Raw genomic sequence first — 26330 nt, forward strand, 5'->3', positions numbered from 1 at the left:
GATGAAAATGGGAAGCATGCCGGTCGCCATCATCATGCAGCGGCGCGCGGTGCAGCACCGTTGGGGCGAGTTGGACAGCTGGGCCGCGGTGGGCATCGTGCCGGACCGTGGCGAGCTGCCGCGCCTGTCGGTGCTGAGCGAGAGCGCGGAACGCGACTACTACCTGGTCTCCGGCCTCGAGCTCGAACTGTACACCGACGAGAACGAAGGCTATTACGAGAACATCATGGCGCCCGAATCGAAGGTGTTCGTGCTGTGGCGGATGGAAGAGGGGCGCGCGATGCCGGCGCGCGCCTCGGTGAGCTACGTCGAGGGTACACGCATGTTCGATTCGGGGGAGGCGGCCGACGGCGTGACCATGCCGGCCGAGATCTACAGCTGGGTCGCGGGCTATCTGCGCGAGAACTTCACACCGCGTCCGCGCAAGGGAAGGCAGCACGGATGAGCGCTGACGTCTTGGCCGAAGAAGGGTTCCTGCGCCGCTGGGCGCGAATGAAATCGTCGCCGGAGCCGGTGGAGCAGGCCGTGGCCGCCGAGGCGCCGGTTCCCGCCGTCCAGCCGCCGCCGGTGGAAGAAGCGCGGCCGCTGCCGACCCTGGACGACGTGGCGCGCCTGACGCCGGAATCCGATTACTCGGCCTTCGTCGCCAAGGGCGTCGACAAGGCCGTGCAGCGCATGGCGCTCAAAAAACTGTTCGCCGATCCGAACTTCGCGGTGATGGACGGCCTGGACATCTACATCGCCGACTACAACAAGGCCGCGCCGCTCACCGACGCCATGCTGGCTTCGCTCAAGCACGCACCGGGGGTGTTGAACCGCCTGCTGGGCGAGGATGACGACGACGATGACCCGCCAGCCGAGGGCGAGGGCGCGCCAACACAAGGGACCCCATGAATATCCGACTCAACGACGGGGCGGCCTCCGACCCCGTCCAGGATGACCGCGACCGGACCGCCCGCCTGGCCGCGCTGCAGGCGGCGCGGGATTTTCCCGACTTCGAGGCCGCCGTCACGGTCGACTACCGTTCGCACGGGCGCACGCTGGTGGTGGGCAGCGCGGTCGACGCGCTGCCGCTGGCCGACCGGCTGGCAGGCACGCTGCCAATCACCGTGCTGCTGCTGGACGAGCCGGACGGGCAGCCGCGCCTGTATCCGGTGCATCTAGCGCAGACGGTGGCGGTGGCCGGCTGGCTGGGCGCCTTCGAGGCGCGCTGGCGCGCGGCCGGCCAGCCGGTGGGCGAGGGCAGGTTCGACCTGGTGCTCGACCTGTGCCCGGCGCGCCTGATCGCCAGCCACCAGCGCCCGCACGGCTACTACGCGCCCGGCCAGGACGAGGCGGCGCGGCTGGCTGCGGTCGAGGCCCTGCTCGATATGGTCGGCGATTTCGAGAAGCCGAAATACTTCAGCTACAAGGAGCGCATCTGCGCCCACGGCCGCAATGGCATCCACGCCTGCACCGCCTGCGTCGACATCTGCTCGGCACAGGCGATCGCGAGCGACGGCGACCGCGTGAAGGTCAACCCCTACCTGTGCGCCGGCTGCGGCGCCTGCGGCACCGTGTGCCCGACCGGGGCCATGAGCTATGCCTATCCGCCGGTGCCGTTGACCGGCAAGCGCATCCAGGCGGCCCTGCGCGCGTTCCGCGAGGCAGGAGGCGCACAGCCGGTGCTGCTGCTGCACGATGGGCGGGGGCAGGACGTGCTCAATCGCGTTGGCGACAGCGTCCCGGGGCGCATTTTGCCGTTGTCGTTGCACCACGTCGCCTCGACCGGCATCGACGTCTGGCTGACAGCGCTGGCCTATGGCGCGGCCGGCATCGCCGTACTGACGACGGGCGACGAGGCGCCGCAATACGTGCAGGCGCTGGGCGAGCAGATGGGCATCGCCCAGGCCGTACTCGATGGCCTGGGCTATGCCGGGCCGCACTTCCAGTTGCTCCAGCTTGGGAATTCTCCACTGGAGGCGGCCCAGGAACTGGCGCTGGCCCTGCGCCACGCGCCGCGCGGCGACGCGCCGGCCACGCCGGCCGTGTTCCACCTGTCGGTCGAGAAGCGCAACACCCTCGACTACGCCCTCGACCACCTGCACCGCCATGCCCCGCAGCAGCCGCTGGACATCGGCTTACCCATGAAAGCACCGTTCGGCGCGCTGGCGGTCGACCGCCAGGCCTGCAGCCTGTGCATGTCCTGCGTCGGCGTCTGCCCGGCCAATGCGCTGCAGGACGGGCAGGGCGCGCCGCAGTTGCGCTTCATCGAGAAGAACTGCGTCCAGTGCGGCCTGTGCGCCAATACCTGCCCCGAGAACGCGATCGCGCTGCTGCCGCGCATCTCGTTCGCGCCCGAGCGCATGGCGGCCGTGGTGCTGAACGAATCGCAGCCCTTCCACTGTATCCGCTGCAGCAAGCCGTTCGGCACGCTGCAGATGGTCGAGAACATGCTCGGGCGCCTGGGTTCCCACCCGGCGTTCGCGGCCAACCTCGATCGCCTGCGCATGTGCGGCGACTGCCGTGTGATCGACATGATGACGCCTACCGACGAGATGAAGGTGACGGCGCTGCGTCGTAACTAAGGCATCACCGCCCAGCGGATCGGTGGCAGAATGGTCGCAAGGCGGGAGCGTCGGGCATCCCGCCATCCACGTGGCATAGCGACCAGGAGACTCCCCATGACGCCAACCCAGCGCTTCGTGCAGGCGCGCGACTTCCTCCAGCGGCACCGGCTCGACTACGACACCGCCTACCGTGACTTCCAGCGCCCCGAGCTCGATCGCTTCAACTGGGCGCTCGACTTCTTCGACCACCAGGCCCGGGACAATCACGCTCCCGCCCTGTGGGTGGTCGAGGAAGACGGCAGCGAACGCAAGATCTCCTTTGCCGACATGGCGGCGCGCTCGAGCCAGGTGGCCGAATACCTGCGCAATCTCGGCGTGCGGCGCGGCGAGCGCGTGCTCCTGATGCTGCCGAACCGGGTCGAGCTGTGGGAAATCATGCTGGCCGGGATCAAGCTGGGGGCGGTGCTGGTACCGACCACGATGGCGCTGGCGGGCGACGACCTGGCCGACCGCCTGGAGCGCGGGCAAGTCAAACACGTGATCGCCCAGGCCAGCGAAGCCCATAAATTCGAGACGATGGCCGGCAGCTACACACGGATCGCCGTCGGCGGCGCGTCGGCCGGCTGGCACGACTACGCCGACAGCGACAACGTGGCCAGCGTGTTCGTCCCCGAAGGCGAGACCCGCGCCACCGATCCCTTGCTGCTGTACTTCACGTCCGGCACCACCGCCAAGCCGAAGCTGGTGTTGCACACTCACCAGAGTTATCCGGTCGGCCATCTGTCGACCATGTACTGGATCGGCCTGCAGCCGGGCGACGTCCACTGGAACATTAGCGCGCCCGGCTGGGCCAAGCACGCCTGGAGTTGCTTCTTCGCGCCGTGGAATGCGGGCGCCACGGTATTCGTGTTCAATTTCGAACGCTTCAGCAGCCGCGCCGTGCTCGACACCCTCGTGCGCTGCGGCGTGACCTCGTTGTGCGCGCCGCCGACCGCCTGGCGCATGCTGATCAAGGAAGACCTGGCGGCCTGGAAGCCGGCGATCCGCGAACTGGTCGGCGCCGGCGAACCGCTCAACCCGGAAGTGATCGAGCAGGTCGAGCGCGCCTGGGGCATCCGCATCCGCGACGGTTTCGGCCAGACCGAGTCGAGCTGCCAGATCGGAAACTCGCCGGGCCAGCCCATCAAGCCGGGCTCGATGGGCCGCCCGCTGCCGGGCTACCGCATCGCGCTACTCGACCTCGACGACCGGCCGGCGGCTGAGGGCGAAATATCGGTGGAACTTGCGGCGAATCCGATCGGTCTCATGGTCGGCTACGAAGGCAACGAGGAAAAAACGGTGGAAGCGATGCGGGCCGGCCACTACCACACGGGCGACACGGCGAGCGTGGACGACGACGGTTATTATTTTTATGTCGGCCGCAACGACGACGTGTTCAAGTCGTCCGACTACCGAATCAGCCCGTTCGAACTCGAGAGCGTGCTGATCGAACACGAGAGCGTGCTGGAGGCGGCCATCGTGCCCAGTCCCGATCCGCTGCGCCTGGCCGTGCCGAAGGCCTTCGTGACCCTGCGCGCCGGGGTGGAGCCGAGCCGCGAGATGGCCGCCGCGCTGTTCGCCTTCACGCGCGAACGGCTGGCGCCCTACAAGCGGATCCGGCGCATCGCCTTCCGCGAGCTGCCCAAGACCATTTCGGGCAAGATTCGGCGCGTCGAGCTGCGCCGCGAGGAAGCAGGGCGCGACGCTGGGGCCGCGGATACCATCGAGTACCGCGCAGAGGATTTTCCGGGCTAGTAGCCAGACCTGACAGGAGAACCACCATGCAACTGCACGCCCCGATCCAGCCCTGCCTGTGGTTCGACACCCAGGCCGAGGAAGCGGTCAAGCACTATATATCCATCTTCCCCGACTCGCGCATCACGCACGTGTCGCACTACAGCGCGGCCGGCCAGGACGTGCACCGCATGACGCCGGGCAGCGTGATGGCGGTGCAGTTCGAGGTCGACGGCCAACCTTGCATCGCGATGAACGGCGGGCCGCTGTTCCACTTTACCGAAGCCGTCTCGTTCATGGTGATGTGCGACAGCCAGCAGCAGATCGACTATTACTGGGAGCGCCTGGGCGAGGGCGGGGACGAGGCGGCGCGCCAGTGCGGCTGGCTGAAGGACAGGTTCGGGTTGTCGTGGCAGGTGACGCCGACCGAGATCATGTCCTTGACGTCCGGTCCGCAAGCCGACGCCGTCATGACGGCGCTGCTGCCGATGAAGAAGATCGACGTCGCCGCCTTGCGCGTCGCGGCCGGGCTTTCTTGATGAAGCGTGCTGCCGCTGAGCAGCGATTGCGGCCATAATGGATGCATTCCTTTAAACATCCATTCGGCATCAGATGACCAGCAAAAAAAACGCCATCAAGGGCGGCAGCAAATCCGCCGATAAAGACCGCATGTACGAGGTGCGCCAGTCGCCCGTTCATGGCAACGGCGTCTTCGCGCGCCGCCCGATCGCTGCCGGCGAACGCATCATCCAGTACAAGGGGCAGCGCATCAGCTGGGACAAGGCCACACGGCGCGCCGAGAAGGCGGGCGGGCCGATCAACCACACTTTTTATTTCAGCCTGGCCGACGGCCGCGTGATCGACGGCGGCCGCGACGGCAACGACGCGCGCTGGATCAACCACGCCTGTACGCCCAACTGCGAAGCTTTCGAGGACGACGGCAAGGTCTATATCCACGCGATGCAAGACATCGAAGCCGGCGAAGAGCTCAACTACAACTACGCGCTGATCTACGACGAGCGCCACACGCCCGCGCTCAAGAAGCTGTTCGCCTGCCGCTGCGGCACCCCCGATTGCACCGGCACCATGCTGGCTCCAAAGCGCCGCGCAAAGAAGTAGGCGACAATACAGCCTGCCGCGCCCGTTGCGCAGATGCCTGGAGCCTTGATGAAACCCGTAGTCCGCAGCCTGCTGGAATCCGATCTTTACAAGTTCACGATGTGGCAGGCCCTCCTGCACAGCCATCCCGGCGCCATCGGCGACTACGAATTCCGCTGCCGTAACGAACCCGCCTATCCGCTGGCCGAACTCAAGGACGACGTCGAGCGCGAGCTCGACTACCTGTGCGGCATGATGTTCACCGAGGGCGAGGTGGCGTACCTGCGCGGCCTGCGCTTCATCAAGAGCGATTTCGCCGATTTCCTCACCCTGTTCCGCTTCCAGCGCAAGTTCATCCGGGTCGACACCGACGGCCCGCACCTGACGATCCGCGCCAGCGGTCCGCTGGTGCATGTGATGGGCTTCGAGATCTTCGTGCTCTACATCGTCAACGAGCTGTACTTCCGACGCTTCGACCAGGCGGAAGCCCTGGCCGAGGCGCGGCGCCGCCTGCAGCAGAAGATCGACGAGCTGCGCGCCTTCGGCAAGGAGGCGCCGCGCGCCAATCCCTTCGAGTTCTTCGATTTCGGCGTGCGCCGCCGCTATTCCGGCGAATGGCACGACGAGGTGGTGGCGACCATGGCGCGCGAGCTGCCCGAGTACTTCAAGGGTACCTCGAACGTGTACCTCGCCTATAAACTCAAGTTGACGCCGATCGGCACCATGGCCCACGAATACCTGCAGGCCCACCAGTCCTTCGGCACCCGCCTGCGCGACTTCCAGAAGGCCGCGCTCGAGAACTGGGTGCAGGAATACCGCGGCGACCTGGGCACGGCCCTGACCGACGTGGTGGGCATGGACGCCTTCCTGGCCGACTTCGACCTGTATTTCGCCAAGCTGTTCGACGGCCTGCGCCAGGATTCGGGCGACCCGGTCGTGTGGGGCGAGAAGGCGCTGGCGCACTACGCCAAGCTGCGCATCGACGCGCGCACCAAGCGCCTGGTGTTTTCCGACTCGCTCACGGTGCCCAGGGCGCTCGAGCTGTACCGTCACTTCGCCGACCGCGTGATGACCGGCTTCGGCATCGGCACCAAGCTGACCAACGACACGCCCCATAAACCGCTGAACATCGTCATGAAGCTGGTGCGCTGCAACGGCCAGCCGGTGGCCAAGCTGTCCGATACCAAGGGCAAGTCGCAGAGCACGGACGAGACTTTCATCGCCTACCTGCGCCAGGTGTTCAACAAGTACGACGCTGGCGACTGAGCCCTGGCGCGGGCCGCGCTGCGAAATTGTGTGAGATTGTGCGGCGCCGGGACGCGCTATGCTGTGGGTTTATCGATCCTTTCCAGACGGAGTCCGCCATGAAGCAGCTCGCACCGATCGCCCTCGCCATGATGTTCGCCATGCCCGTCGCCGCCGTGCATGCGCAGGAAACCGAGCACACCAAGGCCGGGGTGGCGGCCGCCGAAGAGTGGCTCAAGCTCGCCGATTCGGGCAATGGTGTCGAAAGCTGGCGCAGCGCCGGCACGGTCTTTCGCAGCGCCGTCACCGCAGAGCAGTGGAACGGCATGCTGGCGGGCGCCCGCGCGCCGCTGGGTGAACTGAAATCGCGCACCCTGGCCAACGCGCGCTATACCCGCACACTGCCCGGCGCACCGGAAGCCGACTATGTGGTGATCCAATACGGGGCGGTGTACGCCAACCGGCCAGGCGTGACCGAAACCGTGGTCACGTCCCGGGAAGCCGAGGGCGGCTGGAAGGTCATCACCTATCTGATTCAATAAGCTTCCACAGTTCGGTCGGCAGCGCCGCCGGCGCCTCCGGTTTGAAGAAGGCGGAATCCTGGATGTGCGAGGTCGTCACGTAGACGGCGCCGTCCGGGCCCTGGGTGAAGGTGTCCGGCCAGCGCAGGCGTTCGTCCTGCACGACCACCCGCACCTTGGCCTGCGGTCCTTCGTCGAGGTCGCGCATCTTGATCGCGTCGTCCTGCACCGAGGTCAGGTACATGCGGTTGCTGCCGCGGTCGAACAGCAGGCCGTCGTTGACGCCATTGTGGCCGTATTCCTCGACCGCGTCGCCGACGTCTTCGCCCTTCAAGCCGCGTTCGATCAGCACTTGCGTGGAGATGCGGTACAGCGTGTCGCCCTTGATTGCCTGCCAGTACAGCCAGGCGCCGTCGCCCGACAGTTCGATGCCGTCAGCCGAGAACTCGACCCCGCGTCCATCCGGGCGGCGCAGCACTTCACCGTCGGCTTTCACATTCAAGCCCTTCTTCATCTGGGTCGACGGATGACCGTCGAGCAGGCGCACCGTCTTGTCGTGCTCGAGGTCGACCACCAGGATGGCGCCGACCACGCCCGAGTCGGTGATGTAGGCGTATTTGCCGTCGTCGGAAAAACGCACGTCGTTCAGGTAGGAGCCTTGCGGCGCCGTGTCCTCGTCGAAGGCGATCGTGCGCACGACCTTGTCGCCCTCGAGGTCGACCTGCACCAGCTTGGCGCCGCCGGACACCAGGTGGGCCTGGGCCGGCGCCGCCGGATCCAGCACCCACAGGCTGCCGCGGCCATCGGCCACCACGCTCTGCACGCAGACCCAGTGGTCGTTGGGCGATACGTCGTCCTTGCGCGCATTGCGCCAGGCATTCCATTCCTGGTCGGGGTAGGGGCGCAGGGTGCCGTCCTTCTGCAGTTCGGCCACCGAGACCGCGTTATCCTCGGTCCAGCGTGGGAAGTTAACGAAAATGCGGTTATCCTCGGATACCGAGACGCCGGTGACCTGGTGTTCGAAACGGGCGACGAGTTCGATATTGTGTGCGGTCATGCGATTCCTTTCGTGATGCGCTCAGGCTGCCGCGCGGGCGGCAGGGCGCGGTGGTTTGCGGGTCGCGGCCTTCGCCGGCGCACGCTTCTTGCGTGACGCCGGCGGCCTCGGATTCTCCTGCTCGTGGCGCAGGCGCTGCTGCAGCATGGCCAGCACCGCCGCTTCCTCCGGTTGCAGGGCGTGCAGGTCTTCCTGCAGTGTTTCCTCGGTACGCTCGCGCAGCACCTCGAGCGCGGCGCCGTCGAGATAGGCATCCAGCACCGCCGGGTGCACATAGCATTTACGGCAGATCGACGGCGTATTGCCGAGCTTCTCGGCCACCGACTCGATCGCACGGACGATATTCTTCTTGGCCTGGGCCTCGGAGTCGAATTTTTCAAACTCCTGCAGGGCCAGCGCGGCCAGCACGGTGCCCGACCATGTGCGGAAATCCTTGGCCGTGTAGTCTTCGCCGGTGATGGCGCGCAGGTAGTCGTTGACGTCGCTCGAATCGATGGCATGGGTCTCGCCATCCTCGCCCACGTACTGGAACAGTTCCTGGCCCGGCAGGTCGCGCGAGCGCGCGACGATGCGCGCCAGGCGCCGGTCGTGCACCTTGACCTTGTGATAGACGCCGCTCTTGCCGCGGAAGCTGAACTCGACGTCGCTGCCATCGACTTTGGCGTGGCGGTTGCGCAGCGTCGTCAGCCCGAAGGATTTATTGGTGCGCGCGTATTCCTCGTTACCGACCCGCATCATGGTCGCTTCGAGCAGATAGACGATGGTGGCCAGCACCTTCTCGCGCGGCAGGCCGGGAAGCTTCAGGGCGCGGTCGACTTCGGCGCGGATGGCCGGCAGGGCCTGGCCGAACTTGAGCATGCGTTCGTACTTGACCTCGTCGCGCGCCGTGCGCCACTTGGGGTGGTAGCGGTATTGCTTGCGGCCGCGGGCGTCGCGTCCGGTAGCCTGCAGATGGCCGTTGGCCTGGGGGCAGATCCAGACCTCGGTCCAGGCGGGCGGCACCACCAGGCTCTTGATGCGTGCCAGCGCCGTTTCGTCGGTCACCGGTTCGCCGCGGGCGTCGAGATAGCGAAAGCCATCCTTGACGGCTTCGCGCCGGATGCCCGGCCGGCCGTCATGGACGTAACGCAGGCCGGCTGCGCGTGCGGCTGCAGTTGGATCGCTGGGGACGGCGTCGGCGTCCGGTTTTTCACTGGGCATGGCAGGTTCGCTGGTAGGTGGATCTTCCAGTCGATCCTACCCCTGCATTCCTACGCTCACTGTACGCGAAGTAACGTAGGCGCAGCCCGGCGCCGGCTGCGCGCTCAGCGGTAACGCGCCTCGACCAGGTCGATCTCGCGCAGCAGCTTGCGCGCGATCTCGTCCGACAGCTGGTTGTGGCGCGTCATGCGCAGCAGCACCGCGCGTTCCTGCTCGAGCGCGGCGAGGCGGTAATGGCGCTCGGCATTTTCGGCGGCGCGTGCGCGCTCCGGGGCGATGTCGGCGCCAGTGCCTCCGTCGAGCCGGTACTGGTACAGGCTGCGCACCTGGTCGGCCGCGCTCGCATGCATCTCGGCCGCACCTTCGGCATCGCAGCCCGCGGTCGGCGGTGGCGGCGGGGCCGTCGCGATCGCTTCCAGCGCGGCCAGCGCGGCGGCGTGCCGTGCTTGGTCTTCCTCGCTTTCGTGGGCGGGTTCGGCCGGCAGTTCCAGCCCGCGCAGCACGCGCGGCAGGCCGACGCTGGCCAGCACCAGGGACACGACGATCACCGCACTGGCGAGGAAAATCACCAGGTCGCGGCCCGGGAATGGTGTCCCGTTCGGCATCGCCAGCGGCAGGGTCAGCACGCCGGCCAGGGTGATCGCGCCGCGCACGCCGGCCAGCGAGGTGGCCAGGATCAGGCGCGGATTGGGGCGGTACACGGCCTGCTGCTGGCGCCGCGCGGCCAGCAGGGTCAGGCGCAGCGAGATCCAGACCCAGATGAAGCGCAGCAGGATCAGGCCGATGCTGATGGCCAGCGCATTGCCGAGCAGCCACCAGACGTCGTGGGCCGCCGGCAGCTCGGGCGCGACCAGCGCCGCTTTCACGATATTCGGCAACTGCTCGCCCAGCAGCACGAACATCACGCCGTTCAGTGCGAACTGGACGGTATCCCAGACCACGGCGCGGCGTACCCGGGTGGTGGCCAGCGCGCGGCCGCTCAGCTCGACGTAGCTCATGGTGATGCCGGCCGCCACCGCCGCCAGGATGCCCGAGGCCTGCAGGTGCTCGGCCGCCAGGTAGGCGCCGAAAGGCAGCAGCAGGTTGATCAGGATCGGCGAGCCGCTTTCTTCGCCGATGCGCGCCGCCAGGACGCGCTGCGCGGCGCTGACGGCCACCGTCAGGCCGACGCCGATCGCGATGCCTGCGAGCGCCACCCACAGGAAGGTGAGGGTGGCGTCGCCCAGCGAGAAGGTGCCGGTGAGCGCGGCCGCCACCGCGAAGCGGAAGCACACCAGGCCGCTGGCGTCGTTGAGCAGCGACTCGCCTTCGAGAATGTGCATCAGGCGCGGCGGAATCGGCACGCGCGCCGCGATCGACGACACCGCGACCGGGTCGGTGGGCGCCAGGATCGCGGCTAGCGCGAAGGATACGGCCAGCGGCAACGACGGGATCAGCCAGTGGATCAGGAAGCCGGCCCCGATCACGGTGAACAGCACCAGGCCAAGCGCCAGCTCGAGGATGGTGGAGCGGTCGCGGAACAGGCCGACCTTGGGAATGCGCCAGCCGTCAAGGAATAGCAACGGCGGCAGGAACACGAGGAAGAAGATGTGCGGCTCGAGCCGCACACCATGGCTGGTGGTGCCGGAGATGGCGGCGCCGAGCGCGATCTGGACCAGCGGCAGGGGGACGGCGAACGGCAGCATCCGCACCAGGTAGCCGCTCGCCACCACCGCCAGCAGCATTGCCAGTACGATTCCTACCTCATCCATCGACATTCCCCCCGTTCAAGCATCGCATGACAAAATGAAATGATACGGGATCGCGCTGATTTACGTTGGCCGCTTAGGCCAGTAACTCGGGAGCGGAACTCTTGTCACAATTATGGTGTCTGAGTCTACGTAAGCGTACATGAGAGAACACCATGGAAATGATGCTGAAGACCGGAGCGGCGGCGCGCCGGCTTGGTGTGACACCCAAGACGTTGCAACGCTGGGATCGCTGTGGCACGTTCTCTCCCTTAGCGCGTAGCCCAACCGGCCTGCGCCTCTATAGCGAAACGCAGATTGCTGAGCGGATCGGATTGCAGTCACGCCCGGCTCCGTACCGGATCATCGGGTACTGTAGGGTGTCCAGCGCTGCGCAAAAGCCTGACTTGCGTAATCAGCGTCGGGTTCTGGAAGAATTTTGCACAGCCCGAGGACTGGCGAATGTCGAGTTCATCGAAGAGATCGGCGGCGGGCTCAATTTCAAGCGTCCTCGCCTGCTGGAACTGACCGACGCAATCGGGCGAGGCGAGGTGCGCACCCTGGTGCTGGCGCACCGGGATCGCCTGACGCGCTTCGGGTACGAATGGTTCGAACACATCGCGCACGAACATGGCTGCGAGCTGCTTGTACTGAATCAGGAGCGCATGTCCCCTGAACAGGAAATGGTGCAAGACATGATGACCATCGTGCATTGTTTCTCAAGTCGTTTATATGGGTTGCGCAACTATCGCCGCCAGCTGGATGTTGCATTGAATAAGGATGTGCGCAATGCTGCTGTCACATCGCATCCGGCTTGAAGCCACGCCTGAGCAACGCGACTATTTCGCGCGAGCGGCGGGGACGGCCCGTAAGGTCTGGAACTGGGCGGTGGCCGAGTGGCAGCGGCAAATCGCGCTTGGCCAGCAGCCAGATGCCATGAAACTGAAAAAGCAGTTCAATGGGATCAAGTATGCCCATCCAGACTGGCTCGATGCCGAAGGCAGACCGTGGCTGCGAACAATCCACCGCGATGCGCATGCACAGCCTTTCGCGTACCTGGAGCGGGCCTGGCGCCGCTACTACGAGCAACGGCAAGCCGGCAAGAAGGCCTATCCACCGACGTTTAAAAGGAAAGGCCGCTGCCGGGACTCGTTCTATATTGCCAACGACAGGATTCGTTTTGAGGGCAAGTGCGTAGTGCTGCCAAAGATTGGAGAGGTTTTGCTCGCCGAGCTCCTGCGGTTCCCCGGCAAGATCATGGGCGCCTGCGTATCGCGCGAAGCCGACCACTGGTATCTGGCCGTGCAGGTCAAGCTGCCGGAGCAACTGGCCCGCCTGCAGCGCCAGGGCGATGGTGTGGTCGGCGTCGATCTTGGCGTGAGCGCTGCGGCCGTTCTGTCCAATGGCGAGAAGATCGCGGCCCCACGGCCACTACGTGCAAGCCAGCGGCGCCTGCGCATCCGCGGGCGCCGCCATGCACGCAAGCTGAAAGCCGCGAAGGCTAGAGCCGGCATCACAGGCGCGATCCCGAAAGGTGTGCGCCTGCCGGTTTCACGCAACCGAAAAAAGGATGCGCGTGCGCTGGCACGCCTGCATGCGCACATCACTCATGTTCGCACCGACTTCATCCATAAGCTCACGACTCGACTGTGCCGCGAAAACCAAGCGATAGCGATCGAGGACCTGAACGTGAGCGGCATGCTGGCCAACCATCGGTTGGCGCATGCGATCGCTGACGTTGGATTTTACGAGATCCGGCGTCAACTCCAGTACAAGGCGCAACGTTACGAAACTACATTGGTGCTGGCCGATCGCTGGTATCCATCCAGCAAACTGTGTTCAACATGCGGCGCGCATTACACCGGGTTAAAACTCGGTGAGCGCAACTGGACTTGCGCCTGCGGCGCTCGTCACGACCGTGACGTGAATGCCGCAATTAATCTACAACGGCTCGCCACCGGCGCCCTCGTGGCGAGAACGGCGCTACCCGAGGCGAGTCATGCGGCAACGCATGGCACTGCTGCTGGAGAGGTTCCGGCGGCAGGCGGGAAAGTCACGCCTGTCAGGTACGAGCACGGTCAACAGGACGGCTCGGGGCAGGAAGAGAACGGTGTGCACCTGTGTGCACCTTTTCGATAGCAGGGCCGCGCAGATGCGCTAGCAGATCTTCCAGCGGCATCGGCCGGTGGAACAGATAACCCTGCATGCTGGCATTGCCATGGCGCGCGAGATACCCGGCCTGGGCCTCGGTCTCGACGCCTTCGGCGACCACGCGCAGGCCCAGGTGGCCGGCCATCGACAGGATCGACTGCACGATTGCGGTGCCGTCCTTGTCGTGCGGGGTGTCGCGAATAAAACTCTTGTCGATCTTGAGTTCGTACAGCGGCATGCGGGTCAGGTAGGCCAGGCTCGAGTAGCCGGTGCCGAAATCGTCGACCGAGACCCGGATGCCCAGCGCGGCCAGTTCGTGCATGCGCTCGATGGTGCGGTCGCGGCGGTCGACCAGCAATCCTTCGGTGATCTCGAACACCAGCTGGCCGGGCGGCACGCCGGTCTCCTGCAGGATGCTTTCCACCCGCGCCACGAAGTCGGGCTGGCGGAACTGCATCGGGCTGACGTTGACCGACAGCGGCAGCGGATGGCCGGCGCGCGCCAGCACATGCCAGGCCAGGCAGGCCTCGCGCAGCACCCATTCGCCCAGCGGCACGATCAGGCCGCTCGACTCGGCGACCGGGATGAACTGGTCGGGCGGTACGCTGCTGCCGTCCTTGCGGCGCCAGCGCGTCAGGAGCTCGGCGCCGATCGGGCGGCGCGCGCCGTCGACCTGCAGCTGCAGGTGCAGCGACAGCTCGCCGTGGTCCAGCGCCAGGCCCAGGTCGCGCTCCAGGGTGAGGCGGCGTTCGGCGTCGCGCAGCATGCCGGCCTCGAACAGGGCCACGCCGTTGCGACCGCGCGCCTTGGCGTGGTACATGGCGGTATCGGCTTCGCGCAAGAGGTCATGCAGCGGGGCCGGCGAGCCCGCCGCCGCGGTCAGCGCGACGCCGATGCTGGTGGTGGCGTAGTAGCGCTGGCCCTCGATGATCATCTTTTCGCACAGCGCGCCGCGAATTTCCTCGGCCAGTGCCAGCGCGCGCGCGGTGGCGGCGCCGGCGTCCGGGCCCAGGTCGTCCAGCAGCACCACGAATTCGTCGCCGCCCAGGCGCGCCACGCAGGCCTGCGCGCCGGCGGTCGCCGCCAGGCGCTCGGCGGCCTGGCACAGCAGCTGGTCGCCGACGGCATGGCCGCGCGCATCGTTGACGTTCTTGAAGTTGTCGAGGTCGACGTACAGCACCGCACCCAGGCTGCCGTTGCGCCGCGCGCCTTCGGCCAGCTCGGCCAGGCGGTCCATCAGCAGGCGCCGGTTCGGCAGGCCGGTGAGCACGTCATAGAAGGCAAGGCGGTTGACGGCCTCGGCGGCGGTGCGCGCTTCCTGCACCGAGCTTGCCAGCCCTTTTAGGAGAAAGCCGGCGGCGAAGGTGACGAGGGCGCCAACGCAGCTGAAGTTGATCGCCACCACCAGCGATGACAACAGCGCATCGGTCTCCAGACCCGGCACGTACAGCTTCGCGTAGCCGTTCACGCCGAAGGCCACGATGCAGAGCGCGCCGAGGGCCAGCGTGAGCATGCCGGGCCGGTTGCCGAGCAGGATCACGGCCATGATGGGCGGCGCCATCAGGTAGTTCAGGCTTACCGGCCCCACCGCCAGCATTAGTCCGATGGCGACCATGAACAGCACGGCCAGGAAGTTCAGCACGCGGAAGGTGTGGGGCAGGCGGTCGAGGCGCCAGATGGCGAAGATCCAGGCCAAGGCCAGCGTATCCATCAGCGCGATCTGCCACAGGCCCTGGCGCAGCGCCACGGCGATGCTCGGCAAGGCGGCGCCGATGCCCAGCACCAGCACGATCGGCAGCAAGGTAGAGAAAACACGCTCGCGCCATTGCGCGATATCGTCAGTGGGAACCATCAGGCAGCATCCAGGTCAGCATGCCCACAGAATTTCTCCGAAGTGCATAGATTTGCTTATCGGCAAATTCTATGTAGCTAGCATGCGGCCTGTCACGCGATATTTGCCGCGATGTTGTTCCGAAACGACCAAAGGTGAAATGACAACAGGCCCGCATCGACACGATGCGGGCCTGTCAATGACTAGCGGGTGGCGGCCGTGGCCAGCAGCTCGCCCAGCTGCAGCGTGTTGACCGGCTTGACCAGGTAATGGTCGAAGCCGGCCTGGCTGGCCGCCTCGCGGTCTTGCTGGCGTCCGTAGCCGGTGGCGGCGACCAGGGTCGCGTCGCTGGTCTGCGGCAGGCGGCGCAGGCGGCGCGCCAGCTCGTTGCCGTCCATGTCGGGCAGGCCGATGTCGAGGATGCAGACCTGGGGCGCGAACACCTTGGCGATCTCGATCGCGTCGACGCCGCAATAGGCGATCTCGACCTCGTGGCCGGTGGCGCGCAGGAACAGGTTGAGCGTGTGCGCGGCGTCGAGGTTGTCGTCCACCACCAGGATGCGCAGCGCGTGCGGCGGGGCTGCATCGAGGATAGTGCTGCTTGCGGGCAGGTGGCCCGGCAAGTGAGTGGCCAGGGGCAGGCTTTCCTGGCGGTGGCGCGGCAGGCGCACGGTGAAGGTGCTGCCGTGGCCCAGGCCGGGACTGCGTGCGCCGACGCTGCCGCCGTGCAGCTCGACCAGGCTCTTGGCCAGCGCCAGGCCCAGGCCCAGGCCGCCCTGCGAACGGTCCGGGGTGCGCTCGGCCTGGGTGAACAGGTCGAACACGCGTTCGACCAGGCGCGCCTCCATGCCAATGCCGTCGTCGCTCACGCTCAGTTCCCAGTCGTCGCCCACGTCGACCAGTTGCAACTGGATGTGGCCGCCCTCCGGCGTGTACTTGGTGGCGTTGCCCAGCAGGTTGGCCACCACCTGCACCAGGCGCTTGTGGTCGCCCTTGACGTGGGCCGGGCCGGTCGGCAGGTCGAGCACCACCTTGTGGCGCCGCGCCCCGATCAATGGGCGGATCTGCTCGGCGGCGTCGTCGACCACGTTGCGCAGGTCGAGCACCTGGGTCGACAGCGACACCAGGCCGCGCGTCACGCGCGACACGTCCAGCAGGTCATCCACCAGGCTGGTCATGTGCTCGACCTGGCGCGCGATGATGGCGCAGGTCTGGGTGATCTGGGCATTATCCGAGTGCAGCAGCTTGAGCAGGTGGGCGCCGGTGCTGATCGGCGCCAGCGGATTTCTCAGCTCGTGCGCCAGCATCGCCAGGAATTCGTCCTTGCGCTGGTCGGCCGCGCGCAGTTCGCGCTCGGCCTGGCCGCGCGCGGCTTCCTTCTTCTGCAGGTTCTCGGCCATCTCGTCCAGCGCCGCCGCCAGCCGCCCGATCTCTTCGTTGCCGTATTCGATACCCGTGCGCGTATCGAGTTCGCCGGCGGCGATGCGGCGCGCGACCGTGGTCAGGCCGCGCACCCGCTGCACGATCAGTTTTTCGCCGGCGAGCCAGGCTGCCAGCAGCGCCAGCAGGGTGGTCGCGCCGAGGCCGAGCAGGGACATGAACTGGGCGTCGCGGGCGACCTGGGTGATCAGGTCGGTCGGCACACCGATGGTGATGGTGTAGTCGGTGAGGGTCGGCGAGCCGACGCGGGCGAAGGCATGCAGGCGATCGATCCCGTCCTCGCCGCGCACCACCAGCGCGCGGTCGTACGGCCCGCGCATCGCGTCCAGCATCTCACCGGTGACGCGCTTGCCGAACCAGCGCTCGGGATCGGGACGGCGCGAGATCAGGTTGCCCGAGGCGTCGGCCGTCTCCAGGATCGAGCCGGGCGGCATGCTGATGTCGTTGACGAAGGTGTCCAGGCCGGCCAGGTCCATGGCCGCGAACACCACCGCCACCACGTCGCCCGAGCGGTCGATGACGGGATAGGTGAGATTGATCGTGTGCTTGCGGATCACGCGCCCGAACACGTAGTCGCTGGCGATGAAGCGGCGTTCGGCGATCGCGCGCTTGAAATGGCTGCGGTCGCCCAGGTTCACCGGGTGCAGCATCGGCACCGCGCTGCAACTGACCTCGCCGTTCAGCTGGATCAGGCCGAAGTTCACGTAGCCCTCGTTGCGGTCGAGGACATTGGACAGCAGGGAATTGCAGCCGGCGGTGTCGCCCATCAGGGCAGGCACGCTGACCAGGTCGACCAGGATCTGGCGCGCGCGGTCGATCGATTGCGCCTCGTTGGCGGCCGCCAGGGCGGTGAGGCGCTTGAGGTTTTCTTCCGAGGCGCGGATCGCCGCCTCGCGCTCGCGCAGGCCGCCCAATACGGTGACGATGGCGATCGGTGTGATCGCCAGCAGCACCAGCAGCATCAGGCGGCTGCGCAGGCTATTCAGGCGAAAGCGCCCCAGCAAATTGCTCATCGAGTCTCCGCCAACTCCGCCAACCGTGTGCCGAATGCAGTGATGCGGCGCACGCCTTCCACCAGCGTGTCTTCGTCGTCGGAGATGTAGCCGATGCGGATGAAGCCGGGCTCGCCGAGCGCATCGCCCGGCATCAGCGCCACCCTTTCCTCATCCAGCAGGCGCTCGGCGAAGCCGACCGTGTCCATGGTGAGCCCGCGCACGTCGCCCCACAGATAGGGCCCGGAAGCCGGCGCATGCATGGTGATCCAGGGCACGTCGGCGAAGCGGCCCACCACCAGGTCGCGGCGGGCGCGATAATCGCGCAGCAGTTCATGCGGGGTGCCGGTGGCGAAGGCGGCCACCGCCGCCACCTGCGACAGGTGCGGCGCGGCGGCCGTGATCGGCCCCTGCAGGGTCTGCATCGCATTGACCAGCGCGGCGGGGGCGAGCGCGAAACCGACCCGCCAGCCCATCATGGCATAGCTTTGCGAGGCCGAGAACAGGGTGACCACGCCCACTTCGCGCCAGTCGCACAGCGCCGCCAGCGTGACGTGTTCGCCGTCATAGATCAGGTGTTCGTAGCTCTCGTCGACGATCACGTGCACGCCGCCGGCCGTGGCCCAGTCGCGCACCAGTTCCAGCTCGCGCCGGGTGTACACCTTGCCGGTCGGGTTGTGCGGATTGTTCAGCACCAGCACCTTGACCTCGCCGAGGGCCGCCAGGCAGGCTTCGGTGAGCGTCTCCGGCAGCTCGGCCAACACCACCTCGAGTCCCAGCAGCTCGGCGGTCGCGAGATAGGCCGGCCAGTGCGGACGGAATACGGCGATGCGGTCGCCCGGATCGGTCATCGCGTACAAGGCCTGGTAATACGCCTGCTTGCAACCGTTGGTCACGATGATCTCATCCACCTGCGCCTCGATCCGGTTCTCGGCCGCGAGCTTGGCGCGCAGCGCTTCGCGCACCTTCAACGCGCCGCCCACCTCGGTATACGGCAAGGTGCGCTCGCGCTCGATGGCGCCCCAGACCGCGTCCAGCACGGTGGGCGGGGCCGGGAAGTGCGAAATCGCGATCGAGAAATCGATGACGCGTTCCCCCGCATTGCGCAGCGCTTCGGCGCGGCCGTGCATGGCGGTGGTGGCAAGGGGACGGGAGTGCGCGATTCGGTCTGAGATCTTCATCTTGTCGGTGTCGTTTATCCAAGTTGGGTGGCCGGCTGCGCATCATCCGGGCTCTCGGTACGTTCTTTCTTGATTGTACTAAAAACTGGCGATTTCCAGAGGGGGATTCTTAAATGAGCAACAAGAGATTGACACCTCAAGCATTGGGGCGGCTAAACTATGCCGTATTCCAGCACCGGGAGGGGAAATGAACATCGTCTGCGTGGGCGGCGGCCCGGCCGGTCTCTATTTCGGCCTGCTCATGAAACTGCGCCATCCGACGCATGCGGTGACCGTCGTCGAGCGCAACCGGCCGGGGGACACCTTCGGCTGGGGCGTGGTGTTCTCGGACCAGACGCTGGGCCACCTGGCCCGGGCCGACGAGCCGAGCGCGCGCGCCATCCTGCAATCGTTCAATCACTGGGATGCGATCGACGTCCATATCCAGGGCGCCACCGTCACTTCGCACGGCCACGGCTTTTGCGGCATCGGGCGCAAGCGCCTGCTCGACATCCTGCAAGAGCGCTGCCGCGCGCTGGGCGTCGAGCTGGTGTTCGAGACCCGGGTCGAGGACGTGCCCGAGCTGGCGCGCCGCTACCGCGCCGACCTGGTGGTGGCCGCCGACGGCGTGAACAGCGCCCTCCGCCAGCAGTACCGCGCGGCGTTCCAGCCCGAGGTCGAGGAGCGCGAGTGCCGCTTCGTGTGGCTGGGTACGAAGAAGCGCTTCGATGCCTTCACCTTCGCTTTCGAGGAAACCGAACACGGCTGGTTCCAGGCCCACGCCTACCAGTACGATGGCGAGACCTCGACCTTCATCATCGAGACGCCCGACGCCACCTGGCGCGCGAGCGGCCTGGCCGACATGAGCCAGCCCGAGGCGCTGGCCTTCTGCGAGCGCCTGTTCGCGCGCCATCTGGACGGCCAGCCGCTGATGGCGAACGCCGCCCACCTGCGCGGATCGAGCATGTGGATCCGCTTTCCGCGCCTGGCCTGCCGCCAGTGGGTGCATCCGCTCGAGATCGATGGGCGCCAGGTGCCGCTGGTGCTGATGGGCGACGCCGCCCATACCGCCCACTTCTCGATCGGCTCCGGCACCAAGCTGGCGCTGGAAGATGCGATCGGGCTGGCCGATGCGCTCGATGACGGGGACGATGTGGCATCGGCGCTGGCGCGCTACCACGAGGCGCGCCTGGTCGAGGTGCTGAAACTGCAGAGCGCCGCGCGCAACTCGATGGAATGGTTCGAGAACGTGGCGCGCTACACGGGCATGGAAGCCGAGCAGTTCGCCTATTCGCTGCTCACGCGCAGCCAGCAGCTGTCTCACGAAAACCTGCGCCTGCGCGACGCCGCCTATGTCGACGGTTTCGAACGCCGCTTCGCCATTGCGGCAGCGCGCCAGGCCGGCCTGGCGCCGCCCCCGGGGGCCGTGCCGCCCATGTTCACGCCCTACAAGGTGCGCGACGTGGTGCTGAAGAACCGGGTGGTGGTCTCGCCGATGGCGCAATACTCGGCCGTGGATGGCGTGGTCGGCGACTTCCACCTGGCCCACCTTGGCGCGCGGGCGCTGGGCGGCGCGGCGCTGGTGATGGCCGAGATGACCTGCGTCTCGGCCGACGCCCGCATCACGCCCGGCTGCCCGGGCCTGTACACGCAAGAGCAGATGCTGGCCTGGAAACGCATCGTCGACTTCGTGCACACGGCCAGCGATGCCAGGATCGGCATCCAGCTCGGCCATGCGGGCGCCAAGGGTTCGACCCGGCCGATGTGGGACGGCATCGACCTGCCACTGGAAAGCGGCAACTGGCCGCTGCTGTCGGCATCCAGCCAGCAGTACATCGACGGGGTCTCGCAGATCGCGCAGGAAGCAACGCAGGGTGACCTGGACCGCATCAAGGACGACTTCGTGCGCGCCACCCGGGCTGCCTTTGACGCCGGCTTCGACTGGCTCGAACTGCACTGCGCCCATGGCTACCTGCTGTCGAGTTTTATTTCTCCCCTGACCAACCGGCGCCAGGATGCCTACGGCGGCAGTCTTGAGAACCGCTGCCGCTATCCGCTCGCGGTGTTCGCGGCGGTGCGCGCGGCCTGGCCGGCCGGGCTGCCGATCAGCGTGCGCATTTCAAGCCACGACTGGGTCGAGGGCGGCATCACGCCGCAGGACGCGGTGGAGATCGCGCGCCTGTTCCGCGCGGCGGGCGCCGACATGATCGATTGTTCCTCGGGCCAGGTCAGCAAGCAGGAGCGGCCCGTGTTCGGCCGCATGTTCCAGGCTCCGTTCGCGGACCGCGTCCGCAACGAGGCCGGCATTCCGACCATTGCCGTCGGCAGTATTTATGAGGCCGACCACGTGAACGGCATCATTGCCGCCGGCCGCGCCGACCTGTGCGCGGTGGCGCGCCCGCACCTGGCCAACCCGGCCTGGACGCTGATGGAAGCGGCGCGCATCGGCTACACTGGCGCCGCCTGGCCGCGCCAGTACGTGGCAGGCAAACAGCAACTCGAGCGCAACCTGGGGCGCGAACGACAACTGCAGGCGGCATCGAACGGCCTGTCGCCGCAGCAGGTGGCCGCGCGCCTGCTCGAAGGCTGACCATCATCCATCAGGAGTCACACATGCATTATCTACCGGGCCAGCCGCATCACTTGCCGGGCAGCCGCCACAGCCTCGCCGCCTACAAGGGGCAGCATTTCGGATTCGCTTTGGATGCCGGCGTCGCCACCATCACCCTGGACCGGCCCGAGCGCAAGAATCCGCTGACCTTCGATTCCTATGCCGAGCTGCGCGACCTGTTCCGCGCGCTGGCGTATGCCGACGACGTGAAGGCGGTCGTGATCGCCGGCGCCGGCGAGAACTTCTGTTCCGGCGGCGACGTGCACGAGATCATCGGCCCGCTGACGAAGCTGGACATGCCCGGCCTGCTGGCCTTCACCCGCATGACGGGCGACCTGGTGAAAGCGATGCGGGCCTGCCCGCAGCCGGTCGTGGCGGCGGTCGACGGCGTGTGCGCCGGCGCCGGCGCGATCCTGGCGCTGGCCTCCGACATCCGCTACGGCACGGCGCGCAGCCGCACCGCCTTCCTGTTCACCCGGGTGGGCCTGGCCGGCTGCGATATGGGCGCCTGCGCGCTGCTGCCGCGCGTGATCGGCCAGGGCCGCGCCGCCGAGCTGCTGTACACGGGCCGCTCGATGGATGGCGAGGAAGGCCAGCGCTGGGGCTTCTTCAACCGCCTGTGCGCGCCGGAGGAACTGCTGGGCGAGGCGAGCGCGTTCGCCGCCACGCTGGCCAATGGGCCGACCTTCGCCCACGGCATGACCAAGAAGATGCTGCAGCAGGAATGGAATATGGGCGTGGACGAGGCGATCGAAGCCGAGGCCCAGGCCCAGGCGATCTGCATGGCGACCAATGATTTTCATCGCGCCTACCACGCCTTCGTGGCCAAGGAACGCCCGCGCTTCGAGGGGGACTGATGGACTATCTGAACTGGCCTTTTTTTGAAGAGCGGCATGGCGCACTGGCGCGCGAACTCGACGCCTGGGCGGCGGACAATCTGCACGATGCGCATGGCGGCGACGTCGATGCAGTGTGCCGCGCGCTGGTCGCGCGCCTGGGCCGCGACGGCTGGCTGCGCCACGCCGTCGGCAGCGGAAATGGGGCCATCGACACCCGCGCCATCTGCCTGATCCGCGAAACCCTGGCGCGCCACGCCGGCCTGGCCGACTTCGCCTTCGCGATGCAGGGCCTGGGCAGCGGGGCGGTTTCGCTGTTCGGCACCCAGGACCAGAAGCGGCGCTGGCTGCCGCCGGTGGCCGAAGGGGAAGCGATTGCCGCCTTCGCCCTGTCGGAACCGGAAGCCGGCTCAGACGTCGCCGCCATGCAGTGCGCCGCGCGGCGCGATGGCGACGACTGGGTGCTCGATGGCGAGAAGACCTGGATCTCGAACGGCGGCATCGCCGATTTCTACGTCGTTTTCGCCCGCAGCGGCGACGGCGGCGGCGAGGAGGGGCGGGGCTCGAAAGGCATCTCTGCCTTCATCGTCGACGCCGCGACGCCGGGGCTGGAGATCGCCGAGCGCATCGACGTGATCGCCCCGCATCCCCTGGCGCGCCTGCGTTTCACCGGCTGCCGGGTGCCGGCCGATTGCCTGATTGGGGCCGAAGGCCAGGGCTTCAAGGTGGCGATGGCGACGCTGGACGTATTCCGCACCTCGGTCGCCGCCGCCGCGCTGGGTTTTGCGCGGCGCGCCATGGAAGAAGCATTGGCGCGCGCCCAGGCGCGGCCCATGTTCGGCAAGACCTTGGCCGACTTCCAGCTTACCCAGGCGAAGCTGGCCCAGATGGCGCTGGAGATCGACGCCGCCGCGCTGCTGACCTACCGCGCGGCCTGGCTGCGTGACAGCGGCAAGCGGGTGACGAAGGAGGCGGCGATGGCTAAGCTGGCGGCCACCGAGTCGGCGCAGCGCGTCATCGACGGCGCGGTGCAGCTGTTCGGCGGACAGGGCGTGCAGAGCGGGCAAGTGGTCGAGAGCCTGTACCGCGAAATCCGCGCGCTGCGCATCTACGAGGGAGCGAGCGAGGTGCAGCTCCTGATCATCGCGCGCGAGCTGCTCGCGCCGAAGGTTTAACCCAAGGTCTGGAGCAGGAATGGATATTCTTCAACCGCCGGGCTGGCCGCGACCCAGGGGCTATGCAAATGGCGTGGCCTGCCGCGGACGGCAGATTTACGTCAGCGGCATGATCGGCTGGGATGCCGAAGGGCGCTTCCACACCGACGACTTCGTCGGGCAGGCGCGCCAGGCGCTGGAAAACATCGTCGCCGTGCTGCGCGAAGCGGGCGCCGGACCGGAGCACATCGTGCGCATGACCTGGTACGTGGTCGACAAGCGCGAGTATCTCGATGCGGGGCGGGCACTCGGCGCCGCTTACCGCGAGGTGCTGGGGCGTCACTATCCCGCCATGAGCGCGGTGCAGGTGGCTGCGCTGATGGAAGACCGGGCGCGGGTGGAGATCGAGGTGACTGCGGTCATACCCGATTGACATGGTAAAGCGTTGCAGAGACGCAGCATGACGACGTCGAGTTCGTCACGCTGCATTTCGAGCTGGTCGAAGCGATCGAGCGCTGAGCCAGGGCTTGCTCGATGCGAGCCTGTCCTGTCTGTCCTGCTTGTTCTGCTTATAGAACAGGTACGCCATCGTGGTGGTAGCAATCAACACCACCACGCTAGCCGCATCGACCGTCACATTGACGCGAACGTCTACTTTATAGCAGCGAAAGTGAACGCTGCGTATGGGATATCACTTCCTTTTTTGAGCTATCCCATAAGTGTCAGGCAAGTGTGAAAGGTTCAGTTGTGACGGAATTGACAGTAGACTTGGCACTGCATTTCGTGTTTCACAATGGTGCGCTCCGAATGAACGCACCATTCATTCCAGGAGAGAATCCATGGCATTATCGCCCTGCGCCTCGACGGTACGTGCCACTATTATTTCTATGGTGCTTTCGGGGCTGATGCTATATGACGAGGCGCTTGCTCAGTCCGATGCATCAGCGGGCAGGCCGGTAAGCTACGCCCTGGTCGCAGCCATGGGACAGTCCTTCAGTTTTGTGGCGGAAAAGAGAGTTGTGGGCAGCCATATGGCACCCTACGACCGCAGCAATATCGACATGCCCGAGGATGGTCTGAACCGCCTGGTCCTGCATAACCTGGACGAGCTTGTTGGTGCGTCTGCCCCTGACAGCAAACGCATTTTCCTGTCCATACCTACTCCTGGAGTCAATCTGGTTGCGCCAGCCGATCGCGAACAGGCGGCGATCGAAGCAGTGATCAAGGCGCTGCAAGATTATCCCGAACGCGCGGCCTGGGACAAAATCGTCGTCGTGACGCCGGCATACCGGTCCCAAAGTAAAAACAATATGGCGAGTATGCTCGGTGGCTTGGGCATTTTTATACAGCCGATGTGCAGGTCGACCCTCACAGATCTGAAGTGTGATACACCAGCAGACTTGCCGGGAGGCCCCGCCACAGTGTTGACACCTGACGGAAAGAAGATCGCCTCCACCACGTTTCAGGCCCCGTTTTCTTACCTTTGTATCTGGATACTTGATCCGAAAACGTTGGCGGTGATCAGTAAAGAAAAAGTGTTCGATGAACAAAAGCTGAATGATTTGACGGCGAACCCGCTATCTCCGGTGCAATCGATGGACAAGCAGTTTACTGCCAAGGTCATGACGAATTTGATCAATTCGTCTATCCATAAAGCGATACGGCGCAGCGGCCTGACTGCCAAAGTGGAAGTTCGTGAAGTCAAGGTCCCTGAAATTCAGGAATAAGACCGTTTTAGAACAGCTCGTCCAGCAGCAGGTGGAACTGCAGCTTGCGTCGATCGGGCGTGGCGACGCCATATTGCCGCAGGAAGCGCTCCTGTAGCGCGCCGCCAAACTCGCCGAGACAGTTCCAGGCGATGGCGAGATCCTGGTAGCGGTCCGCGATGCCGACCCGCCCGGCGTCGATGCAGCCGGCCACCTCGCCATCGACCATGAGAAGGTTGTCGAGCGAATAGTCGCCATGGGTCACTACCTGATCGGGCGCGAGCGGCAGCAGGGCCTGCATCGCGTCCCACACCTGCTGCGCGGTCCAGCCGGCGCGCTCGTCGTCGAAATCGTCTTCGTCGATCAGGCCCGCCTCGATGCGCGAGCGCGCCAGGCCAAGGCGATAGGCATGGTCGCTGTTGAACGGGCAGGCGGACGTCGGGATCGCATGCAGACGCTTCAGGAATCGAGCCAGGGCATCCACCACCGCGTCATGTTGGCCGGGGTCGGCTTGCAGCAGCTGATATGCGGTCTGGCCTGGCACGGCCGTCATCAGGAGCCAGGCCTCGTCGACGGTGCAGTTGAAATGCGCGACAGCGGGCACGGGCAGGCGTCCGGACAGCCAGCGAAGCCGCGCCATCTCATCGGCGATGTCGTCGGCAACGGCACGCTTGCCGTGCTTCAGGTAGAGATCGGGCGTACCTGGCTTGCCGTGTAGCCGGTAGACGGCGCCGCCCGATTCGCCGACCTTGTCGCGCGCCCACACATAGCCGGCCACCGCGATCGACATGCTCTCTGGAACGCGCACGGCTGGACAGGCCTCCTCACGGTTCATCTCGGACACCCCTGGTTTGCAAGTAGTCGTCTCGACCGAGCGCCACCGCCCCGGTCATTCTGGTAACTTGGTTCAATAGTGAACCAAGGAGCAACAAATGAACAATCCCATCGTGCACGTCATCCAGGATTTCGCCATCGCAGAGCAATTGCGGGCCGACCTGCTGGCCGCCGGCCTGTCCCAGGACAGCGTAGCCTTGTCGCCCATTGGAGACGAGGCGGGCCCGGGCCAATCCAATTTCACGGTCGGCGACTCGCCGTCGGCCAAGGGCGGCACCGACTACAACGACGTCTATCGCCCCGAAGGCGATATACATGGCGCCTGCATCCTCAGGGTGCTGGCCCAGAATCCACGAGAGGAAGAGCTGGCGCGCGCCGTCATCGAACGCCATCGCGCGGCGAACCCGCACGCGCTGAGCGAGCAGCGCGTGCCCTAGGATTTAAC

General features: G+C 66.3%; 23 protein-coding genes. 16 read left to right on the forward strand and 7 right to left on the reverse strand.

Translation table 11 applies throughout. The features are described 5' to 3' along the window. Position 1: 1 nt before the first annotated feature. From SOM28_RS01680 to SOM28_RS01715, 8 genes are all read left to right on the forward strand, one after another. On the forward strand, positions 2-445 hold the full coding sequence (locus SOM28_RS01680; protein ID WP_320466978.1) for a DUF3305 domain-containing protein: 444 nt from the start codon (positions 2-4) through the stop codon (positions 443-445). Continuing rightward, positions 442-894, forward strand: a complete 453-nt coding sequence (locus SOM28_RS01685) for a DUF3306 domain-containing protein (protein WP_320466979.1) — start codon at positions 442-444, stop codon at positions 892-894. Before SOM28_RS01680 ends, SOM28_RS01685 begins: the two co-directional genes overlap by 4 nt. Next, complete coding sequence (locus tag SOM28_RS01690) at positions 891-2567, forward strand: 4Fe-4S binding protein (protein ID WP_320466980.1); 1677 nt, start codon at positions 891-893, stop codon at positions 2565-2567. Before SOM28_RS01685 ends, SOM28_RS01690 begins: the two co-directional genes overlap by 4 nt. A 96-nt stretch (positions 2568-2663) precedes the next feature. After that, positions 2664-4343, forward strand: coding sequence for an AMP-binding protein (locus SOM28_RS01695; protein ID WP_320466981.1), 1680 nt, complete (start codon positions 2664-2666; stop codon positions 4341-4343). A 26-nt stretch (positions 4344-4369) separates the two neighbouring features. After that, positions 4370-4861, forward strand: coding sequence for a VOC family protein (locus SOM28_RS01700; RefSeq protein ID WP_320466982.1), 492 nt, complete (start codon positions 4370-4372; stop codon positions 4859-4861). Between the two features lie 73 nt (positions 4862-4934). Next, positions 4935-5441 (forward strand): SET domain-containing protein, encoded by a 507-nt coding sequence (locus SOM28_RS01705; RefSeq protein WP_320466983.1) that lies wholly within the window; start codon positions 4935-4937, stop codon positions 5439-5441. Positions 5442-5489: 48 nt separating this feature from the next. Next, entirely contained in the window at positions 5490-6686 is a 1197-nt protein-coding gene (gene pncB, locus SOM28_RS01710; protein WP_123071136.1) for a nicotinate phosphoribosyltransferase, read from the forward strand. Positions 6687-6784: 98 nt separating this feature from the next. Beyond that, positions 6785-7207, forward strand: coding sequence for a DUF4019 domain-containing protein (locus SOM28_RS01715; RefSeq protein WP_320466984.1), 423 nt, complete (start codon positions 6785-6787; stop codon positions 7205-7207). Here SOM28_RS01715 and SOM28_RS01720 read toward each other — a convergent pair. The 3 genes from SOM28_RS01720 to SOM28_RS01730 form a co-directional block, all read right to left on the reverse strand. Continuing rightward, on the reverse strand, positions 7188-8243 hold the full coding sequence (locus SOM28_RS01720; protein WP_320466985.1) for an L-dopachrome tautomerase-related protein: 1056 nt from the start codon (positions 8241-8243) through the stop codon (positions 7188-7190). The two genes, SOM28_RS01715 and SOM28_RS01720, sit on opposite strands and share 20 nt — an antisense overlap. Positions 8244-8264: 21 nt before the next feature. Beyond that, a complete protein-coding gene (locus tag SOM28_RS01725) occupies positions 8265-9443 on the reverse strand; it encodes a DNA topoisomerase IB (protein ID WP_123071139.1) in 1179 nt (392 codons plus the stop codon). Positions 9444-9547: 104 nt separating this feature from the next. Continuing rightward, positions 9548-11194, reverse strand: coding sequence for a Na+/H+ antiporter (locus SOM28_RS01730; protein WP_320466986.1), 1647 nt, complete (start codon positions 11192-11194; stop codon positions 9548-9550). A gap of 152 nt (positions 11195-11346) precedes the next feature. Here SOM28_RS01730 and SOM28_RS01735 point away from each other — a divergent pair, with 152 nt between their 5' ends. Continuing rightward, positions 11347-11988, forward strand: coding sequence for an IS607 family transposase (locus SOM28_RS01735; protein WP_320466987.1), 642 nt, complete (start codon positions 11347-11349; stop codon positions 11986-11988). Continuing rightward, positions 11960-13309 carry an RNA-guided endonuclease InsQ/TnpB family protein gene (locus SOM28_RS01740; protein ID WP_320466988.1) on the forward strand — a complete coding sequence of 450 codons (1350 nt, stop codon included), beginning with the start codon at positions 11960-11962 and terminating at the stop codon, positions 13307-13309. Before SOM28_RS01735 ends, SOM28_RS01740 begins: the two co-directional genes overlap by 29 nt. On the opposite strand, the gene SOM28_RS01745 is transcribed toward SOM28_RS01740, so the two are convergent. The 3 genes from SOM28_RS01745 to SOM28_RS01755 all read right to left on the reverse strand — a co-directional run bounded on the left by SOM28_RS01745 (position 13233) and on the right by SOM28_RS01755 (position 18765). Beyond that, positions 13233-15173: a putative bifunctional diguanylate cyclase/phosphodiesterase gene (locus SOM28_RS01745; RefSeq protein WP_320466989.1), complete on the reverse strand. Its 1941-nt coding sequence runs from the start codon at positions 15171-15173 to the stop codon at positions 13233-13235. The genes SOM28_RS01740 and SOM28_RS01745 overlap by 77 nt on opposite strands. A 182-nt stretch (positions 15174-15355) precedes the next feature. Then, complete coding sequence (locus SOM28_RS01750; RefSeq protein ID WP_320466990.1) at positions 15356-17605, reverse strand: hybrid sensor histidine kinase/response regulator; 2250 nt, start codon at positions 17603-17605, stop codon at positions 15356-15358. Further along, entirely contained in the window at positions 17602-18765 is a 1164-nt protein-coding gene (locus tag SOM28_RS01755) for a pyridoxal phosphate-dependent aminotransferase (protein ID WP_320466991.1), read from the reverse strand. Before SOM28_RS01755 ends, SOM28_RS01750 begins: the two co-directional genes overlap by 4 nt. A gap of 187 nt (positions 18766-18952) precedes the next feature. On the opposite strand from SOM28_RS01755, the gene SOM28_RS01760 reads away from it, so the two are divergent. From SOM28_RS01760 to SOM28_RS01780, 5 genes are all read left to right on the forward strand, one after another. Next, a complete protein-coding gene (locus SOM28_RS01760) occupies positions 18953-21334 on the forward strand; it encodes a bifunctional salicylyl-CoA 5-hydroxylase/oxidoreductase (RefSeq protein ID WP_320466992.1) in 2382 nt (793 codons plus the stop codon). 23 nt (positions 21335-21357) lie between these two features. Continuing rightward, a complete protein-coding gene (locus SOM28_RS01765) occupies positions 21358-22212 on the forward strand; it encodes an enoyl-CoA hydratase family protein (RefSeq protein WP_320466993.1) in 855 nt (284 codons plus the stop codon). Then, positions 22212-23366, forward strand: a complete 1155-nt coding sequence (locus tag SOM28_RS01770) for an acyl-CoA dehydrogenase family protein (RefSeq protein ID WP_320466994.1) — start codon at positions 22212-22214, stop codon at positions 23364-23366. Before SOM28_RS01765 ends, SOM28_RS01770 begins: the two co-directional genes overlap by 1 nt. 19 nt (positions 23367-23385) lie before the next feature. Beyond that, positions 23386-23778 carry a RidA family protein gene (locus SOM28_RS01775; RefSeq protein WP_123068925.1) on the forward strand — a complete coding sequence of 131 codons (393 nt, stop codon included), beginning with the start codon at positions 23386-23388 and terminating at the stop codon, positions 23776-23778. Positions 23779-24184: 406 nt separating this feature from the next. Continuing rightward, the gene (locus tag SOM28_RS01780; RefSeq protein ID WP_123068926.1) at positions 24185-25072 is read left to right on the forward strand and encodes a hypothetical protein; all 888 of its coding nucleotides are present in this window, start codon (positions 24185-24187) and stop codon (positions 25070-25072) included. 7 nt (positions 25073-25079) lie between these two features. Here SOM28_RS01780 and SOM28_RS01785 read toward each other — a convergent pair whose 3' ends face one another. Next, positions 25080-25895: an APH(3')-I family aminoglycoside O-phosphotransferase gene (locus tag SOM28_RS01785; RefSeq protein WP_123068927.1), complete on the reverse strand. Its 816-nt coding sequence runs from the start codon at positions 25893-25895 to the stop codon at positions 25080-25082. A gap of 88 nt (positions 25896-25983) precedes the next feature. Between SOM28_RS01785 and SOM28_RS01790 the strand changes: the two genes are divergently transcribed. Beyond that, a complete protein-coding gene (locus SOM28_RS01790) occupies positions 25984-26322 on the forward strand; it encodes a hypothetical protein (protein WP_123068928.1) in 339 nt (112 codons plus the stop codon). The last annotated feature ends 8 nt before the right edge of the window (positions 26323-26330 follow it).

Source organism: Massilia sp. CFBP9026, from assembly GCF_034045165.1.
Taxonomy (GTDB): Bacteria; Pseudomonadota; Gammaproteobacteria; order Burkholderiales; family Burkholderiaceae_D; genus Telluria; species Telluria arenae.

Excerpts from the sequence above, each read along its gene's own strand:
- SOM28_RS01680 (WP_320466978.1), top strand. The coding sequence starts at position 2 with ATGAAAATGGGAAGCATGCCGGTCGCCATCATCATGCAGCGGCGCGCG.
- SOM28_RS01685 (WP_320466979.1), top strand. The coding sequence starts at position 442 with ATGAGCGCTGACGTCTTGGCCGAAGAAGGGTTCCTGCGCCGCTGGGCG.
- SOM28_RS01690 (WP_320466980.1), top strand. The coding sequence starts at position 891 with ATGAATATCCGACTCAACGACGGGGCGGCCTCCGACCCCGTCCAGGAT.
- SOM28_RS01695 (WP_320466981.1), top strand. The coding sequence starts at position 2,664 with ATGACGCCAACCCAGCGCTTCGTGCAGGCGCGCGACTTCCTCCAGCGG.
- SOM28_RS01700 (WP_320466982.1), top strand. The coding sequence starts at position 4,370 with ATGCAACTGCACGCCCCGATCCAGCCCTGCCTGTGGTTCGACACCCAG.
- SOM28_RS01705 (WP_320466983.1), top strand. The coding sequence starts at position 4,935 with ATGACCAGCAAAAAAAACGCCATCAAGGGCGGCAGCAAATCCGCCGAT.
- pncB (WP_123071136.1), top strand. The coding sequence starts at position 5,490 with ATGAAACCCGTAGTCCGCAGCCTGCTGGAATCCGATCTTTACAAGTTC.
- SOM28_RS01715 (WP_320466984.1), top strand. The coding sequence starts at position 6,785 with ATGAAGCAGCTCGCACCGATCGCCCTCGCCATGATGTTCGCCATGCCC.
- SOM28_RS01720 (WP_320466985.1), bottom strand. The coding sequence starts at position 8,243 with ATGACCGCACACAATATCGAACTCGTCGCCCGTTTCGAACACCAGGTC.
- SOM28_RS01725 (WP_123071139.1), bottom strand. The coding sequence starts at position 9,443 with ATGCCCAGTGAAAAACCGGACGCCGACGCCGTCCCCAGCGATCCAACT.
- SOM28_RS01730 (WP_320466986.1), bottom strand. The coding sequence starts at position 11,194 with ATGGATGAGGTAGGAATCGTACTGGCAATGCTGCTGGCGGTGGTGGCG.
- SOM28_RS01735 (WP_320466987.1), top strand. The coding sequence starts at position 11,347 with ATGGAAATGATGCTGAAGACCGGAGCGGCGGCGCGCCGGCTTGGTGTG.
- SOM28_RS01740 (WP_320466988.1), top strand. The coding sequence starts at position 11,960 with ATGCTGCTGTCACATCGCATCCGGCTTGAAGCCACGCCTGAGCAACGC.
- SOM28_RS01745 (WP_320466989.1), bottom strand. The coding sequence starts at position 15,173 with ATGGTTCCCACTGACGATATCGCGCAATGGCGCGAGCGTGTTTTCTCT.
- SOM28_RS01750 (WP_320466990.1), bottom strand. The coding sequence starts at position 17,605 with ATGAGCAATTTGCTGGGGCGCTTTCGCCTGAATAGCCTGCGCAGCCGC.
- SOM28_RS01755 (WP_320466991.1), bottom strand. The coding sequence starts at position 18,765 with ATGAAGATCTCAGACCGAATCGCGCACTCCCGTCCCCTTGCCACCACC.
- SOM28_RS01760 (WP_320466992.1), top strand. The coding sequence starts at position 18,953 with ATGAACATCGTCTGCGTGGGCGGCGGCCCGGCCGGTCTCTATTTCGGC.
- SOM28_RS01765 (WP_320466993.1), top strand. The coding sequence starts at position 21,358 with ATGCATTATCTACCGGGCCAGCCGCATCACTTGCCGGGCAGCCGCCAC.
- SOM28_RS01770 (WP_320466994.1), top strand. The coding sequence starts at position 22,212 with ATGGACTATCTGAACTGGCCTTTTTTTGAAGAGCGGCATGGCGCACTG.
- SOM28_RS01775 (WP_123068925.1), top strand. The coding sequence starts at position 23,386 with ATGGATATTCTTCAACCGCCGGGCTGGCCGCGACCCAGGGGCTATGCA.
- SOM28_RS01780 (WP_123068926.1), top strand. The coding sequence starts at position 24,185 with ATGGCATTATCGCCCTGCGCCTCGACGGTACGTGCCACTATTATTTCT.
- SOM28_RS01790 (WP_123068928.1), top strand. The coding sequence starts at position 25,984 with ATGAACAATCCCATCGTGCACGTCATCCAGGATTTCGCCATCGCAGAG.